Source organism: Shinella sp. AETb1-6, from assembly GCF_009826875.1.
Lineage (GTDB): Bacteria > Pseudomonadota > Alphaproteobacteria > Rhizobiales > Rhizobiaceae > Shinella > Shinella sumterensis.
Map to the genome: position 1 here is coordinate 1 of NZ_WUMM01000017.1, position 15,303 is coordinate 15,303.

The window sequence follows — 15,303 nt, forward strand, 5'->3', positions numbered from 1 at the left end:
GATGGGCCGCGCTTTGCGGTGCCCATCCGGCTGCCGCCCCCCGTCAGTTGAACGACGGCGGGCTTGAGAGGTCGGTGGCGGGTTTCTGTCCGGTGCCTTGCTGGCCGCCTTCGGCCGGCTGCTGCGCGCCGCCGCCGTCCAGCGGGTTGCCGGCGGGCAGTTGCAGGCCGCCGGGCAAGCCGAGGCCGCCGCCATTGTCCGGCAGGCCGAGACCGCCGCCGCCGAAGCCGGGGACCTCGATCTTGATCGTGGCGGGATCGACGCCGCTGCCATCACCCTTGTAGTGCATGACCATGCCCGGGAACATGATTGTGAGGCCGACCATCAGGATCTGGATGCCGACGAAGGGGACCGCGCCCCAGTAGATCTGGCCCGTGGTGACCGGCTCCATGCGCTTGCCGGTGACCTTGTCGAGATAGGGTATCTTGGCGGCGACCGAGCGGAGGTAGAAGAGCGCGAAGCCGAAGGGCGGATGCATGAAGCTCGTCTGCATGTTGATGCCGAGCAGCACGCCGAACCAGATGAGGTCGATGCCGAGCCTGTCGGCGGCGGGTGCGAGCAGCGGCACGATGATGAAGGCGAGCTCGAAGAAATCGAGGAAGAACGCCAGGAAGAAGACCAGAACGTTCACCGCGATCAGGAAGCCCGTCTCGCCGCCCGGCATCGAGACCAGCAGGTGCTCGACCCACAGGTGCCCGTTCACGCCGTAGAAGGTGAGCGAGAAGACGCGCGCGCCGATGAGGATGAACAGCACGAAGGACGAGAGGCGCGTGGTGGCGGCAAGCGCCGAGCGGACGACATCGAGGCTGAGCCTTCCCTTGGCCGCCGCCATGACGAGCGCGCCGACCGCGCCCATGGCGCCGCCTTCCGTGGGCGTGGCGATGCCGAGGAAGATGGTGCCGAGCACCAGGAAGATCAGCGCCAGCGGCGGGATCAGCACGATGATGACCTGCTGGGCAAGCCGCGACATCATGTTGATGTTCAGGCCCTTGTCGGCCAGCGCCACGATATAGATGAAGATGACGCCGACCGTGCCGCCGAGGATATCGGCATTCTCGCCATGCGTCGGGTAGAGATAGACGTGTGCGGCATAGGCGATGCCCGCCGCCACCGCGAGCGCGACGATCAGCGACGTGACGCCCGACCCGAGCGAGCGCGCCTCCAGCGGGAGCGCCGGCATCGAGTCCCGCTTCAGGAACGTCATGATCAGGATGTAGAGCATGTAGAGCCCGGTCAGGACCAGGCCGGGAATCAGCGCGCCGGCATACATGTCGCCGACGGAGCGGCCGAGCTGGTCGGCAAGCACGATCAGCACGAGCGACGGCGGGATGATCTGGGCGAGCGTGCCCGATGCGGCAATGACGCCCGAGGCGATCGACCGGTCATAGCCGTAGCGCAGCATGATGGGCAGCGAGATGAGGCCCATGGCGATGACCGAGGCGGCGACGACGCCGGTGGTGGCCGCCAGCAGCGCGCCGACGAAGATGACCGCATAGGCCAGGCCGCCGCGAATCGGCCCGAAGAGCTGGCCGATCGTGTCGAGCAGGTCCTCGGCCATCCCGGACCGTTCGAGCACGATGCCCATGAAGGTGAAGAAGGGGATGGCGAGCAATGTGTCGTTCGACATCACCCCCCATAGCCGTTCCGGCATCGCGTTCAGCAGCGGCCAGGAGAGGTTGATCGAATCGGAGAGCGGCGCGAGTTCCACGCCGATGACGAAGAAGAGCAGACCGTTTGCCGCCAGCGAGAAGGCCACGGGGTAGCCGAGCAGGAGGAACACGATCAGCGACACGAACATGATCGGTGCGAGGTTGTCAGCGATGAACTCGATCATGCGCCCTTCTCCCCAGCCACGGCCGTATCGAGCGGCGCGTGCGTCGGCACGTAGGGGGTGGGATCGTCCATGTCACCGCGCATGATCGCGATCTTCTTGATGATCTCCGAAACGCCCTGGGCGGCCAGAAGCAGGAAGCCGGCAAGCAGGATGGCCTTGGCGGGCCAGACGATGAGGCCGCCGGCGCTGGAGGAGCCCTCGCCCGAGCGATAGGACATCAGCACGTAGGGCACGAGGTAGTAGATCATCAAAAGCACGAAGGGCATCAGGAACAGGCAATGGCCGAGCAGGTCGATCCAGTGCTGCACCCGGCGGGAGAACTTGCCGTAGACCACGTCGATGCGGATGTGCTCGTTCTGCGCCAGCGTATAGGCGGCGGCCAGCATGAAGGCGCCACCGAACAGATACCACTGCGCCTCCAGCCAGGCGTTCGACGATATGTTGAAAGCCTTGCGGACGACGGCATTGCCGGCGCTGACGAGTACGGCAACCAGGATGAGCCAGCCGACCGCCTTGCCGACACTTTCCGTGACAGCATCGATCAGCCGGCTGAAAACCAGCAGTGTCTTCATGAATATTCCTCCCCGCGTGGCGTTCTTTTTCTATGGTGCCCAGCCTGGCCAGAGTGCCAATTTCATCGACGCTTGCAAGTCAGAAACCGGACCGGCACCACCCTTATTAGACAAAAGACGAATGCCGCGCGGCGGGCCGCAGACGTGGTGCATAAGAAATAGGCAGTTATCGCCACGATGACGCCTTGCCGCGGCAAAGGGTTCTGCTAAAACAGCGGCGCAATCATCATACAAATGAGGGTGGAGACATGGCACCGATCAATCTCGCAATCGTCGGCGTCGGCAAGATCGTGCGCGACCAGCATCTTCCGGCCGTCGCCAAGAATGGCGATTACACGCTGATCGCCGCCGCAAGCCGGCATGGCGTGGTCGACGGCATCGACAATTTCAAGTCGATCGACGAGATGCTTGCGGCCGTGCCCGCTATCGACGCCGTGTCGCTCTGCATGCCGCCGCAATACCGCTACGAGGCTGCCGAAAAGGCGCTTTCGGCCGGCAAGCACGTCTTCCTGGAAAAGCCGCCGGGCGCGACGCTTTCGGAAGTGGCCGATCTGGAGGCGCTGGCAGCCTCCAAGGGGCTTTCCCTCTTCGCCAGCTGGCATTCGCGCTATGCGCCGGCCGTGGAGGCCGCAAAGCGCTTCCTGTCCGCCACGACGATCCGCTCCATGCAGGTGATCTGGAAGGAAGACGTGCGCCACTGGCACCCGAACCAGGACTGGATCTGGCAGGCGGGCGGCCTGGGCGTGTTCGATCCCGGCATCAACGCGCTGTCGATCGTCACCCACATCCTGCCGCGGCCGGTCTTCATCACCGAGGCCACGCTGGAATTCCCGGAGAACCGCGACGCGCCGATCGCCGCCGCCATCACCTTCACCGACGCGAAGGGCCTCGACCTCAAGGCCGCGTTCGACTGGCGCCAGACGGGCAAGCAGAGCTGGGACATCGTCGCGCAGACCGAGGCCGGCGAGATGGTGCTGTCGGAAGGCGGCGCAAAGCTTTCCATCGACGGCACGCTCACGCATGACGAGCCGGAGCAGGAATATCCGATGCTCTACAAGCGGTTCGCGGAAATCATCAAGGCGGGACGGTCGGATGTCGACCTGGCGCCGCTGCGCCACGTGGCGGACGCCTTCATGCTGGGGCGGCGCAAGTTCGTCGACGCTTTTCACGATTGACAAAAGGCCCGCTTCGGCGGGCCTTTTGTCGTTCAGGCCTGTGCGGCGAGCGGGCGCGGCTGGGGGCGCTTGAGCAGCATGACCGACAGCGCGGCGAGGATGCACATCAGCCCCGCGATCTGCAGCGCCGGCATGTAGGTGTTAAAGTCGCTCTTGAGGTAGCCGGCGCCGAAGGCGGCGGTGGCCGCGCCGAGCTGGTGGCCGGCGAAGACCCAGCCGAACACCAGGCCGGCCTTCTCGCGGCCGAAATTCTCGGCCGCCAGCTTGACCGTCGGCGGCACCGTGGCGACCCAGTCGAGGCCGTAGAACACGGCGAAGACCGACAGTTCCACGAAGCTGAAGCCCGAGATGGACAGATAAAGCAGCGACAGGCCGCGCAGGCCGTAGAACCAGAACAGCAGAACGCGGTTGTCGTAGCGATCCGACAGCCAGCCGGCGAAGACGGTGCCGAAGAAATCGAACACGCCGATGACGGCGAGCGTGCTCGCCGCCGTGACGGCCGCCATGCCGAAATCGCCGCAGATCGAGATCCAGTGCGTCTGGATCAGGCCGTTGGTCGAGAGGCCGCAGACGAAGAACGTGCCGAACAGCACCCAGAACACCGGATTGCCGGAGACGCTCTTCAACGTGACGAGCGGTGCGAGCAGCGTGGCGCCAAGCTTGTGATCCTGCCTGGGCGGCGCGACGACCGCCGTTTCGCCATAGGCCGGCAGGCCGACATCGGCCGGGTGATCGCGCATCAGGAGAAGGACGAGCACCATCGCGGTGGCGATGACGGCGACGGAGAGCGTGAGCGCCGTGCGCCAGCCATAGGCTTCCGTGAGGGCGGCGAGCAGTGGCAGGAAGACGAGCTGGCCCGTCGCGTTGCTCGCCGTCATCAGGCCGACGACGAGGCCGCGGCGCTTGGAGAACCAGCGGGTGGCGACGGTGGCGCCGAGCACCAGCGCCGTCATGCCGGTGCCGACGCCGATGACGACGCCCCATAGCAGCAGCAATTGCCAGACCGCGGTCATGAAGAAGGACAGTACGATGCCGCCCATGATGAGCGACAGGGCCGCCGCCACCACCTGACGGATGCCGAAATGGTTCATGAAGGCGGCTGCGAAGGGGCCGAGCAGACCGAAGAGCACGAGCCGAACGGCCATGGCCGAGGAGATGTCGGCGATGTCCCAGCCGAATTCCTGGTGCAGCGGCTGGATCATCACGCCCGCCGAGCCCATGGCGCCGGCCGTCGCCAGCATGGTGAGGAAGGTGGTCGCGGCCACCACCCAGCCATAGTGCACATTCCTGGCCGCCATCCATCTGGCGACATTTGCCGAAACCATCTTCCCATCCCTTTCGTCAGCACCGGCGTCGCGGTGGAATTGCGGGTATATACCCTTTTAAAAGCAAAAAAGTCAGAGCGCCGCGAGGAGATCCCGCAGCCGGCCGGCGCCATCCGCGCCCAGGCGGGTTTCGATATCGGCCTGCGCGCGATCCCAGAGCGGCGCCCCTTCAAGCAGGATCGCCTTGCCCGGCTCGCTGACCAGAAGCGTCGCCTCGCGCTGATCCTTGCCGGGACGGATTTCCACCAGCCCCATGCGCTCCAGCACCTTGGCATTGCGGCCGACGGTCGAGCGGTCGAGCTCGACCCGGGCGGCCAGATCCGTCAGCGATACCGGCGCCATGCGGTTGATGTTCCGGAGAAGGCTGAACTGGGCGATGTTCACGCCGAGCGGCGCCAGCGCCTCGTCATAGTAGGACGAGACCTTGCGCGATGCCTTGCGCAGCAAAATGCAGTGGCAGAGATCCTTGCTCATTTCGCGGGTATATACCCATGATTCCGAACTTGCAAGACGAGAGCGCAGACGATCGCCCTATCAGGCCTTCTTCGTCCAGCGCCCGTCGGTGTCCTGCTGCCAGTAGGTGAGCTGGTGGCCCTCGCCTTTCAGGCGCTTCCAGTGCTCGCGCGCGGTCTCGACCTCGCCCTGGTCGTAGCCGTCGAACATGAAGATCACGCGCTCATAGGCATCGAGCGGCGGCGGGACCGCACCGGCGACGATGAAGCGCACATTCGCGGCGTTCGCATTGTCGGGCGTTGCCGTCACCAGCACCGGCTGGTCGGCGGCGAAGGCCTGCTCGTCGGTGCCGTGCGGCAGGAAACTGTCCTCTCGGAACGTCCACAGATGGGTGTCGATGGCGTCGCGCCGTTCGGCATCGCCGGCCTGCACGACGACGCGCCAGCCGCGCTCGAGGCTCTTGTCGAGGAGCGGCGGCAGCGCATCCTCGAGCTTCGATTCGGTCAGGTGATAGAAGAGGACCTCGCTCACCTCATCCCTCGTAATTCGCACGCACGAGCTCGTCGAGCAGCCGCACGCCGAAGCCCGAGGCCCAGGACTGGTTGATCTCGTCCGTCGGAGAGCCCATCGCCGTTCCGGCGATGTCGAGATGCGCCCAGGGCGTGTCCTTGACGAAACGCTGCAGGAACTGCGCGGCGGTGATGGAACCGGCATAACGGCCGCCGGTGTTCTTCATATCGGCGAACTTGCTGTCGATCATCTTGTCGTATTCGCGGCCGAGCGGCATGCGCCAAAGGCGCTCGTTGGTGGCGAGACCCGCCGCGGTGAGGCGCGTGGCGAGCGTATCGTCGTTCGAGAACAGGCCCGCGTGGTGGCTGCCGAGCGCGACCATGATGGCGCCGGTCAGCGTGGCAAGGTTGACCATGAACTGCGGCTTGAAGGTCTCGTTGCAGTACCAGAGCGCATCGCACAGCACGAGCCGGCCCTCGGCATCCGTGTTGATGACCTCGATGGTCTGGCCCGACATGGATTTCACGATATCGCCGGGGCGCTGCGCATTGCCGTCGGGCATGTTTTCCACAAGGCCGATGATGCCGATGACATTGGCCTTCGCCTTGCGCGCGGCAAGCGTGTGCATGAGGCCGATGACGGCGGCCGCGCCGCCCATGTCGCCCTTCATGTCCTCCATGCCGGCAGCCGGCTTGATGGAGATGCCGCCGGTATCGAACACCACGCCCTTGCCGATGAAGGCGATCGGACGGTCCTTCTCCTTGCCGCCCTTCCAGTGCATGACCGCAAGGCGCGGCGGACGCACGGAGCCCTGCGCGACACCGAGAAGTGCTGCCATGCCGAGCTTCTTCATCTCGCGCTCGGTGAGGATGTCCACCGCGACGCCGAGCTTTTCCAGCGCCTTGGCGCGCGTGGCGAACTCGACGGGGCCGAGCACGTTGGCCGGCTCGTTGACGAGGTCACGGGCGAGGATGACGCCCTCGGCGACGGCGTCGGAGACCTCGCTGGCCTTCTTGGCGGCGCTGGCGGCGGTGGTGACGAGCGTCACCTTCACCGGCTTGCCGGGCTTCGCCTCGTCTTCGTCGCCCTTCTTGGTCTTGTAGGTATCGAAGCTGTAGGCGCCGAGCTGCATGCCGAGCGCGAAATCGGCGGCGTTGCGCGCGCTGACCGTGACGCCGGGCGCATCGAGATAGACGGTCACCTTGTCGGCCCGGCCGATCTTGGCGGCCGCGGCACCGCCGGCCTTCAACCAGTCATGCGCAACGAGCCGGTCCGCCTCGCCGAGGCCGAGCACGCGGATGCGATCGACCGGGGCGCCGTGGGGGGCGAGAACATCCAGGCTCTTCAGCGCCTTGCCGGTGAATTTCGCCACGTCGGCCGCGCGTCCCACGACATTGCCCGGGTCGACATCCGCCAGCCCTGCGGCCGGCTGGCCGGCGGCCTGCAGGAGGATTGCGACGCCGCCCGAAGCGCGTGCCGTCTTTGCGAAACCGATGTCGAACCTGGATGCCATGACTTACTCCGCATGTGACGCCGGAACCTGCCGGCGGGGCGGGCAAGGCCCGCGATGACATCGACTCCTTGTCGCTTTTGCAGCGCTTGGCAAGATGCGTTCGGTTGTTTAGAGAACGTTAACCATGCTTGTTCGCCATAAATTTTCCATCCGGGTGGAGACTCCTGGGTATGGCGTCAGCCTCAAGAAAGCTTATATGCCCATTGCAGTTCCGCAGAGGGGCGCCAGGGGGCGCTGACCGGAGCCGCCTTTGGACCACGCGGACTGAACGATGAAACTGATCGAGCGCTATATCCTGCGGCGGGCGTCGCTCATGTTCGCGGCAACGCTTCTGCCGCTGATCGGCATCGTCTGGGTCACGCAGGCGCTGACCAGCGTCAATCTCGTCACCGACAGCGGTCAGTCGATCTTCGCCTTCCTGCGGCTCGCGACGCTCATCCTTCCCTCCGTCATCCCGATCATCCTGCCCTTCGCGCTGGTCATCGGCGTGGCGCAGACGCTGACGGTGATGAACAGCGATTCGGAACTGACCGTGCTGAACGCCGCCGGCAGTTCGCGCATGACCATCATCAAGCCGGTCATGATCCTCGCCATGGCCACGAGCGTCGCCTCCTTCGCCGTGGACAATTTCGTCGAGCCCTATTCGCGCATGGCCGTGCGCCAGATGATCGCCACCGCCAATGCGGACATGCTCTCCTCGGTCGTGCAGGAAAACACGTTCCGCAAGGTGACCGACGGTCTCTATGTGCAGGTGGCGGAGCGCCGCAACGGCGGCGTGCTGCACGGTCTCTTCGTTGCCGACACGCGCGATCCGCGCTTCGAGATGATCTATTATGCCCGCGAAGGCGCGGTGGACGAGAACAGCGCGGCGCTGGTGATGAAGGACGGTGAAGTGCACCGCAAGCTTCCCGATGGAAGCGTCTCGATCATCAAGTTCGATTCCTACGCCTTCGACCTCGCCGACCTGACGCAGAACGCGGGCACGGCGAACATCCGCCCGAAGGATCGCGACCTCGCCTACCTGCTCAATCCCGATCCCGCGGATACACATTACAAGAACAACCCGCTGGCCTTCAGCGCCGAGCTGCACCGCCGCTTTACCGAATGGCTGTTTCCGGCGGTCTTCGGCCTGATCGCGCTGGTGGTGAGCGGCGACGCCCGTTCGCACCGCGAAGCGCGGCTGCATCCGATGGTGACGGCACTCCTGACCGCGCTCTTCGTGCGCTGGGCGAGTTTCTACGCCTCCAACAGCGCCGAAAAATCCGCCTATTTCATTCCCGTCATGTATATCATCCCGCTCCTGACGGCAGCGATCGCGATCCGGTATCTCGCACGCAACAAGAGCCTCGATCTTCCCAGTTCGGCAGGCGAGCGGCTGACGGAGGTCGTGGATAAGCTCCGGTCGCGCTTCGTGAAGAGCCGCGCCCTGCCCGGCGGAGGCAAGCAGCCATGATCCGCACGCTCGATCTCTATTTCTTCCGCCGGTACATCGTCACCACCCTCTGGTTCCTGCTGGGCATCTTCGCGCTCGTCTTCATCATCGACTTCAGCGAGATGTCCAATCGCGTCGGCGGCCTGCCCGGCTATACGCTGGGGATGGGCCTCGTGGTCACCGCGCTGCGCATTCCGATGATCCTGATGCAGACGGTGCCTTTCGTCGCGCTCTTCGCCGGCATGGCCGCGCTGATCTCGCTCAACCGGCGCTATGAGCTGGTGGTGACCCGCGCCGCGGGCATTTCCGCATGGCAGTTTCTCCGCCCCTTCCTGCTCGGCGCCTTCCTGTTCGGCGTGGCCGCGATCCTGACGATCAACCCGCTCGCCGCCTGGGGCAGCAAGAAGGCGCAGGAGTTCGAGGCATCGTGGGGCGCGACCAACGCGGCCCGCTCCGAGACCGCCGTGCCGTGGCTGCGCCAGATCTACGGCAATGACCAGGCCATCATCGGCGCAAAGGCCGTTCTCGACGGCGGAATGCGCCTGATGAACGTGTCCGTCATCCACTTCGATACCGACAATCGCATCACGCTTCGCCAGGACGCGGACCAGGCGACTTTGGAAGATGGTTACTGGCTTCTTAAGAATGTGCGCGAAACGCGCGCCGGCGAATTACCCGTGCGTCTCGACGAGGTACAGCTTCGTACCAACCTGAAACAGGAATTCGTTCAGGAAAGCCTTGAAAAGCCTGAAACCATTGCCTTTTTCAATCTGGGACGGAAAATCGAGGCGGCCAAATCCTTCGGCTTTCCGACGCATGCGATGGAAACGCAGCTTCACACGATGCTGGCGCTGCCTCTTCTCCTGGTTGCGATGACGCTGATCGCCGCCTGTGTATCATTGAAATTTAGCCGGTTTAATCAATCGCGTGCGGTGATTCTGGGTGGAATCCTTTCGGGCTTCATGCTTTATGTCGTCACCGTGCTTGTGAAGGCATTCGGAAGCAGCGGTGTTGTTCCTCCGTTCGTTGCGGCTTGGCTCCCAGTGGTCGTCGCGATGTCCTTGGGAGCGACGATTCTTCTGCATCAGGAGGACGGCTAGTGGCGGCAGGCGCCCGCAAAACGAATCGGTGGTTGAAAGCCGCCCTGCTTGCAGGTGCGGCCGCGTGCGCCCTCATGTCCGCATCCGCAGTCCCCGCATATTCCCAGAACGCGCGCGTCGATGCGATGGCGCCGAATGTCCCTGAGGGCAGCAAGCTGCTTCTGGCGGCAAACGAGGTTGTCTATAACAAGGACAACGAGACCGTCACCGCGCGCGGCGCCGTGCAGATCAATTATGCCGGCTACAAGCTGGTCGCCCGCCAGGTGGTCTATGACCAGAAGACCGGCCGGGTGAAGGCCTATGGCAATATCGAGCTGATCGAACCGACGGGCAACCGCCTCTATGGCGATGAAATGGACCTGTCGGACGATTTCGCGAACGGCTTCGTCAACGCCGTGCGCGTCGAGACGACCGATCTGACGAAGCTTGCCGCGACGAGCGGCGAGCGCGTCAATGACGAGGAGATGATCCTCAACCACGCCGTCTATACCGCCTGTACGCCCTGCGCGACCAATCCGACCTATCGCGGCGTGTGGGAGGTCAAGGCGGAGCGTGTCGTGCAGAACGGCCGCACCAAGACGATTCGTCTCGAGCATGCGCGCTTCGAGATGTTCGGCAGGCCGGTCGCTTATATTCCCGTGCTGGAAGTGCCCGATCATACCGTAAAGCGGAAAACCGGCTTCCTTTTCCCGCAATTCCGTTTCGACCAGAAGCTCGGTTTCGGCGTCACGACGCCTTATTATATCGCGATCGCCCCCGACATGGATGCGACGCTCTCACCGACGGGCCTGACCAGTCAGGGCTTCCTGATGGAAGCGGAGTTCCGCAAGCGCTTCCACAACGGCATGGTGACGCTGCATGCCGCCGGCATCAACCAGTCGGATCCGGACCGCTTCACCGCCGGGACGAGCGACCAGCTCGAGACGACGCGTGGCATGGTCGGCACGACGGGCAGATTCCAGATCAATCCGCGCTGGGCGTTCGGCTGGAACGCAATGCTGCAGAGCGACAACAATTTCTCGCGCACATACAGCATCCAGCGTTTCAGGAGCAGCACCTATGTGAATCAGGCCTATCTGACGGGCCTGAGCCGCCGCAACAGCTTCGATTTGCGCGCGTTCTACTTCGACGTCCAGGACGCCAATGTCGACAATACAGCCGAGCGCAAGCAGGCTATCGCCCAAGTTCTCGATCACCAGTATATCGTCCCGGAGCCGGTTCTCGGCGGCGAGCTTTCCGTCACGACCAACTTCACCAATATCGATCGCGACCTGACCGACAGCAGGCTTGTTCCCGGTGGCATACGATTCGGGGGTCTGGAAGGCGGTTCGACGCGGTTCACCAGCGAAATGGAATGGAAGCGCCAGTTCATCGCGCCCGGCGGGCTGGTGCTGACGCCCCTGCTCGCGGCACGCGGCGATGTCCATCGCCTCGACGTCCGTTCGCCGGTCGGATACGGCGGCGATTTCGAGACGGCCGGCAGCGCGACGCGCTCGATGCTGACGGCGGGACTGGAAGCCCGCTACCCGATTCTCGTCACGACCGACTCGTCGAGCCACATTTTCGAGCCGATCGCGCAGATCTATCTGCGTCCGGACGAGGATCTTGCCGGCCGCCTGCCGAACGAAGATGCGCAAAGCTTCGTCTTCGACGCCTCCAACCTGTTCGAGCGCGACAAGTTCTCGGGCTTCGACCGGATCGAAGGCGGCAGCCGCGCCAATGTCGGCCTGCGCTATACCGGGACGTTCGACAACGGCATGCGGCTGCGCAGCATTGTCGGCCAGTCCTATCATCTCGGCGGCGTGAACTCCTTCGCGACCCCTGATCTGGTCAATGCGGGTGCGAATTCCGGCCTGGAAACGGACAGCTCCGACTATGTCAGCATGGCGGGGGTCGATCTGCCGATCGGCATCACCTTCACCACGGGTGCGCGCCTCGACAAGGACGACCTGTCGCTGCGCCGCTCCGACGTGTCGCTCGGCTACACGAACGACCGCTTCAGCACGACGACGACCTATACGCGCATCGCCGCTCAGCCGCTCTACGGCGCCGACGAAACGGCAAGCGAAATCCAGAATACCTCGTCGTTCAAGTTCCGCGACTACTGGTCGGTCTTCGGCTCTGTCACCTATGACATCAGCAACAAGGTCGTCGCGCGCAACGGCCTCGGCTTCGCCTATGACGACCGCGATACGCTCTTCTCGATCGCCTATGAACAGACGCGCGACAAGAGCAATACCGCCGCGAACGACTGGTCGGTCATGGCCCGCCTGATGTTCCGCACGATCGGCGACATCCAGATCGGCACCGACAGCGATTAAGGCTGCACTTGTCATTGTTTAGCCGCATGTACTATGCACATCCGGGAAAAGAACTTCCGGATGGCAGCACGCCTAAGGGGCATTGTGCGCTCAAACCATGCGGAACGGCTACGGGAAAGGGAACGGGATGAGACACTCTCTGGTACGCTCCGTGATGATGGGAGCGGCGCTGGCCGCGGCGGTTGCAATCGTCGTGCCGGCCGGCACGGTGCAGGCGGCAAGCTCCGTTGTCGCAGTCGTCAACAACACGGCGATCACCACCGGTGACGTCGAAAAGCGGGTGAACTTCCTCAAGCTGCAACGCGCCAAGGGCAACCTTCGCAGCATGGCGCGCGAACAGCTGATCGAGGATACGCTCAAGCGCGACGAGATCCTGCGCGTGCGCGCGTCCGTCAGCCAGTCGGAAGTCGATGCCGCCTATGCACGCTTCGCCTCCTCCAACAAGATGACGACGGAGCAGCTCGGCAAGGTCCTGAGCCAGGCCGGCGTCGGCTCCGAGCATTTCAAGCAGTTCATCGCCCTGCAGATGAGCTGGCCGCGCGTGGTGAACGCGCGTTTCGCCGGCTCCGGTACGGGCAAATCGCTCGTCCAGCGCATGCAGGAGAATGGCGGCAAGAAGCCCGTCACGACGGAATATTTCCTCAAGCAGGTGATTTTCGTCGTTCCGGAAAAGCGCCGCAACGCCATCCTCGGCAAGCGCAAGTCGGAGGCGGAAGCCTCACGCTCGAAATTCCCGGGCTGCGACCAGGCCAAGGCCTTTGCCGCCACGATGCATGACGTGTCGATCCGCGACCTTGGCCGGGTGCTTGCGCCGCAGATGCCCGAGGACTGGAAGCCGCTGATCGAAAAGGCGAATGGCCAGACCACCGGCACGCGCGTGACCGAACGCGGCGTCGAATATCTCGCGATCTGCATGAAGCGCGAGGTCAATGACGACGTTGCCGCAGAAATGGTCTTCCGTGCGGAGGACCTCGCGAAAGCCAAGGGCAACGAAAACGACGAAAACAGCAAGAAGCTCCTCGCCGAGCTTCGCAAGAAGGCCACGATCACCGATCGCTGAGCAAAGCGCCGAATCTACGATGCCCCGCCCCGGCGGGGCATTCGCGTTCCCAACCCGCTGCGGGGTATCATGACACCGACGACTGTTCCGCCGCTGGCGCTCACCATGGGCGACCCCGCGGGGATTGGACCGGATATCGCGCTTGCGCTCTGGTCCGACCGTACATCGCTTTCGCTGCCACCCTTCCTTTTCATCGGCGATGCACAGGTGTTGGCCGCACGCGCGGCCGCGCTCGGCCTCGACATCGCCGTTGCCAACGCGACGCCCGAGACGGCGAACGCGCTCTTCGACACGGCGCTACCGGTCCTGTCGGTCGAATGCGCCGTGGCGGCGGTGCCCGGCACGCCCGATTCCCGCAATGCCGCCGCCGTGACCGGGGCGATCGAGACGGCCGTCGCGCTGACGATGGCCGGCAGGACGTCGGCCGTCGTGACGAACCCGATCGCCAAGGCCGTGCTCTACGAAGCCGGCTTCGGCTTCCCCGGCCATACGGAGTTCCTTGCCGATCTGGCCGCCAGGGCGACAGGCGTGGACAGCCTGCTTCCCGTGATGCTTCTGGCCGGCCCGAAGCTGCGCAGCGTGCCCGTGACGATCCACATTCCGCTGAAAGACGTGCCGGGAGCGCTCACCGAGGCGCTGATCGTGGAAACCGCCGTCATCACCGAGCGGGACCTGCGCCAGCGTTTCGGCATCGCGCGGCCGCGGCTTGCGATTGCCGGGCTGAACCCGCATGCCGGTGAAGGCGGTGCGCTCGGGCTGGAGGACGACGCCGTGGTGCGGCCGGCTGTCGCCCGCCTCCAGGCGGCGGGCATCGATGCCGTCGGGCCGCTTCCGGCCGATACGATGTTCCATGACGCGGCACGCGCCACCTATGACGTGGCATTGTGCATGTATCACGATCAGGCGCTGATCCCGGCGAAGGCGCTGGGCTTCGACGATTCCGTCAATGCCACGCTCGGCCTGCCCTTCATCCGCACCTCGCCGGACCACGGCACGGCCTTCGCGCTCGCCGGAAAAGGTGTCGCAAAGCCCGACAGCCTGCTGGCGGCGCTGCGCCTCGCCCACACGCTCGCCGCGCACGAGCGCGCATCGAAGGAAACGCTCTGATGGCCGCCCTCGACGGATTGCCGCCGCTGCGCGATGTCATCCAGCGGCACGGCCTGGATGCCAAGAAGGCGCTCGGCCAGAATTTTCTCCTCGACCTCAACCTGACGCAGAAGATCGCCCGCACGGCCGGGCCCATCGAGAACCACACGGTGATCGAGGTCGGCCCGGGACCGGGCGGCCTGACGCGCGCCATTCTGGCGCTCGGCGCCAAGCGCGTGATCGCCATCGAACGCGACGCGCGCTGCCTTCCGGCGCTGGCGGAGGTATCGGCGCACTATCCGGGGCGCCTGACCGTCATCGAGGGCGACGCGCTGAAGACGGATTTCGAGGCGCTGGCGCCCGACGAGCCCGTCCGCATCATCGCCAACCTGCCCTACAATGTCGGCACGCAGCTGCTCGTCAACTGGCTGCTGCCGAAGACCTGGCCGCCCTTCTGGGAATCCCTGACGCTGATGTTCCAGCGCGAGGTGGGGCTGCGCATCGTGGCCGAGGAGAACGACGACCACTATGGGCGTCTCGGCGTGCTCTGCGGCTGGCGCACACGGGCGCATATGGCCTTCGACGTGCCGCCGCAGGCCTTCACGCCACCGCCGAAGGTGACATCATCAGTGGTCCACCTGGAGCCGATCGCCGATCCCCTGCCCTGTGACGTCGCCTCCCTCGAACGCGTCACACAGGCCGCCTTCGGCCAGCGCCGCAAGATGCTGCGCCAGAGCGTGAAGTCGCTCGGTGGGGAGGCCTTGCTGGCGCGGGCCGAGATCGATCCGCAGCGGCGCGCGGAGACGCTGAGCGTGGAAGAGTTCGTGCGGCTGGCGAACGCGCTGTGAGGAATTAGGGGGCGCGGCCTCGGATACCCCCCTCCGGCCTGCCGGCCATCTCCCCCGCAAGGGGAGGAGATTGG

Annotated in this window: 13 protein-coding genes; 7 read left to right on the forward strand and 6 right to left on the reverse strand. The window is 64.7% G+C overall.

From position 1 onward, the window contains the following. Nucleotides 1-43: 43 nt before the first annotated feature. On the reverse strand, nt 44-1,834 hold the full coding sequence (locus GR158_RS22170; protein ID WP_160872636.1) for a TRAP transporter large permease subunit: 1,791 nt from the start codon (nt 1,832-1,834) through the stop codon (nt 44-46). After that, a complete protein-coding gene (locus tag GR158_RS22175; RefSeq protein ID WP_134649848.1) occupies nt 1,831-2,406 on the reverse strand; it encodes a TRAP transporter small permease subunit in 576 nt (191 codons plus the stop codon). Before GR158_RS22175 ends, GR158_RS22170 begins: the two co-directional genes overlap by 4 nt. Nucleotides 2,407-2,654: 248 nt before the next feature. On the opposite strand from GR158_RS22175, the gene GR158_RS22180 reads away from it, so the two are divergent. Further along, a complete protein-coding gene (locus GR158_RS22180) occupies nt 2,655-3,581 on the forward strand; it encodes a Gfo/Idh/MocA family protein (protein WP_134649847.1) in 927 nt (308 codons plus the stop codon). A 32-nt stretch (nt 3,582-3,613) separates the two neighbouring features. Here the strand turns inward: GR158_RS22180 and GR158_RS22185 are convergent, their stop codons facing one another. From GR158_RS22185 to GR158_RS22200, 4 genes are all read right to left on the reverse strand, one after another. Then, nucleotides 3,614-4,906 carry an MFS transporter gene (locus GR158_RS22185; protein ID WP_160872637.1) on the reverse strand — a complete coding sequence of 431 codons (1,293 nt, stop codon included), beginning with the start codon at nt 4,904-4,906 and terminating at the stop codon, nt 3,614-3,616. A gap of 72 nt (nt 4,907-4,978) precedes the next feature. Then, on the reverse strand, nt 4,979-5,380 hold the full coding sequence (locus GR158_RS22190) for a MarR family winged helix-turn-helix transcriptional regulator (protein ID WP_160872638.1): 402 nt from the start codon (nt 5,378-5,380) through the stop codon (nt 4,979-4,981). A gap of 60 nt (nt 5,381-5,440) precedes the next feature. Next, nucleotides 5,441-5,890 (reverse strand): DNA polymerase III subunit chi, encoded by a 450-nt coding sequence (locus GR158_RS22195; RefSeq protein WP_160872639.1) that lies wholly within the window; start codon nt 5,888-5,890, stop codon nt 5,441-5,443. 1 nt (nt 5,891) lies between these two features. Next, a complete protein-coding gene (locus GR158_RS22200) occupies nt 5,892-7,382 on the reverse strand; it encodes a leucyl aminopeptidase (protein ID WP_160872640.1) in 1,491 nt (496 codons plus the stop codon). A gap of 271 nt (nt 7,383-7,653) precedes the next feature. On the opposite strand from GR158_RS22200, the gene lptF reads away from it, so the two are divergent. From lptF to rsmA, 6 genes are all read left to right on the forward strand, one after another. After that, nucleotides 7,654-8,835 (forward strand): LPS export ABC transporter permease LptF, encoded by a 1,182-nt coding sequence (lptF, locus tag GR158_RS22205; protein ID WP_160872641.1) that lies wholly within the window; start codon nt 7,654-7,656, stop codon nt 8,833-8,835. Then, nucleotides 8,832-9,914, forward strand: a complete 1,083-nt coding sequence (lptG, locus tag GR158_RS22210; RefSeq protein WP_160872642.1) for an LPS export ABC transporter permease LptG — start codon at nt 8,832-8,834, stop codon at nt 9,912-9,914. The genes lptF and lptG overlap by 4 nt, the downstream gene beginning before the upstream one ends. Then, nucleotides 9,914-12,235, forward strand: a complete 2,322-nt coding sequence (locus tag GR158_RS22215) for an LPS-assembly protein LptD (RefSeq protein ID WP_160872643.1) — start codon at nt 9,914-9,916, stop codon at nt 12,233-12,235. The genes lptG and GR158_RS22215 overlap by 1 nt, the downstream gene beginning before the upstream one ends. A gap of 127 nt (nt 12,236-12,362) precedes the next feature. Beyond that, complete coding sequence (locus GR158_RS22220; RefSeq protein WP_370358525.1) at nt 12,363-13,295, forward strand: peptidylprolyl isomerase; 933 nt, start codon at nt 12,363-12,365, stop codon at nt 13,293-13,295. A gap of 69 nt (nt 13,296-13,364) precedes the next feature. Then, nucleotides 13,365-14,402, forward strand: a complete 1,038-nt coding sequence (gene pdxA / locus GR158_RS22225) for a 4-hydroxythreonine-4-phosphate dehydrogenase PdxA (protein WP_160872644.1) — start codon at nt 13,365-13,367, stop codon at nt 14,400-14,402. Then, nucleotides 14,402-15,229 (forward strand): 16S rRNA (adenine(1518)-N(6)/adenine(1519)-N(6))-dimethyltransferase RsmA, encoded by an 828-nt coding sequence (rsmA, locus tag GR158_RS22230; RefSeq protein ID WP_160872645.1) that lies wholly within the window; start codon nt 14,402-14,404, stop codon nt 15,227-15,229. The genes pdxA and rsmA overlap by 1 nt, the downstream gene beginning before the upstream one ends. Nucleotides 15,230-15,303 lie beyond the last annotated feature (74 nt).

What these genes read in the sequence shown, in the direction of transcription:
- GR158_RS22170 (WP_160872636.1), bottom strand. Translation starts at nt 1,834, where the DNA reads ATGATCGAGTTCATCGCTGACAACCTCGCACCGATCATGTTCGTGTCG.
- GR158_RS22175 (WP_134649848.1), bottom strand. Translation starts at nt 2,406, where the DNA reads ATGAAGACACTGCTGGTTTTCAGCCGGCTGATCGATGCTGTCACGGAA.
- GR158_RS22180 (WP_134649847.1), top strand. Translation starts at nt 2,655, where the DNA reads ATGGCACCGATCAATCTCGCAATCGTCGGCGTCGGCAAGATCGTGCGC.
- GR158_RS22185 (WP_160872637.1), bottom strand. Translation starts at nt 4,906, where the DNA reads ATGGTTTCGGCAAATGTCGCCAGATGGATGGCGGCCAGGAATGTGCAC.
- GR158_RS22190 (WP_160872638.1), bottom strand. Translation starts at nt 5,380, where the DNA reads ATGAGCAAGGATCTCTGCCACTGCATTTTGCTGCGCAAGGCATCGCGC.
- GR158_RS22200 (WP_160872640.1), bottom strand. Translation starts at nt 7,382, where the DNA reads ATGGCATCCAGGTTCGACATCGGTTTCGCAAAGACGGCACGCGCTTCG.
- lptF (WP_160872641.1), top strand. Translation starts at nt 7,654, where the DNA reads ATGAAACTGATCGAGCGCTATATCCTGCGGCGGGCGTCGCTCATGTTC.
- lptG (WP_160872642.1), top strand. Translation starts at nt 8,832, where the DNA reads ATGATCCGCACGCTCGATCTCTATTTCTTCCGCCGGTACATCGTCACC.
- GR158_RS22220 (WP_370358525.1), top strand. Translation starts at nt 12,363, where the DNA reads ATGAGACACTCTCTGGTACGCTCCGTGATGATGGGAGCGGCGCTGGCC.
- pdxA (WP_160872644.1), top strand. Translation starts at nt 13,365, where the DNA reads ATGACACCGACGACTGTTCCGCCGCTGGCGCTCACCATGGGCGACCCC.
- rsmA (WP_160872645.1), top strand. Translation starts at nt 14,402, where the DNA reads ATGGCCGCCCTCGACGGATTGCCGCCGCTGCGCGATGTCATCCAGCGG.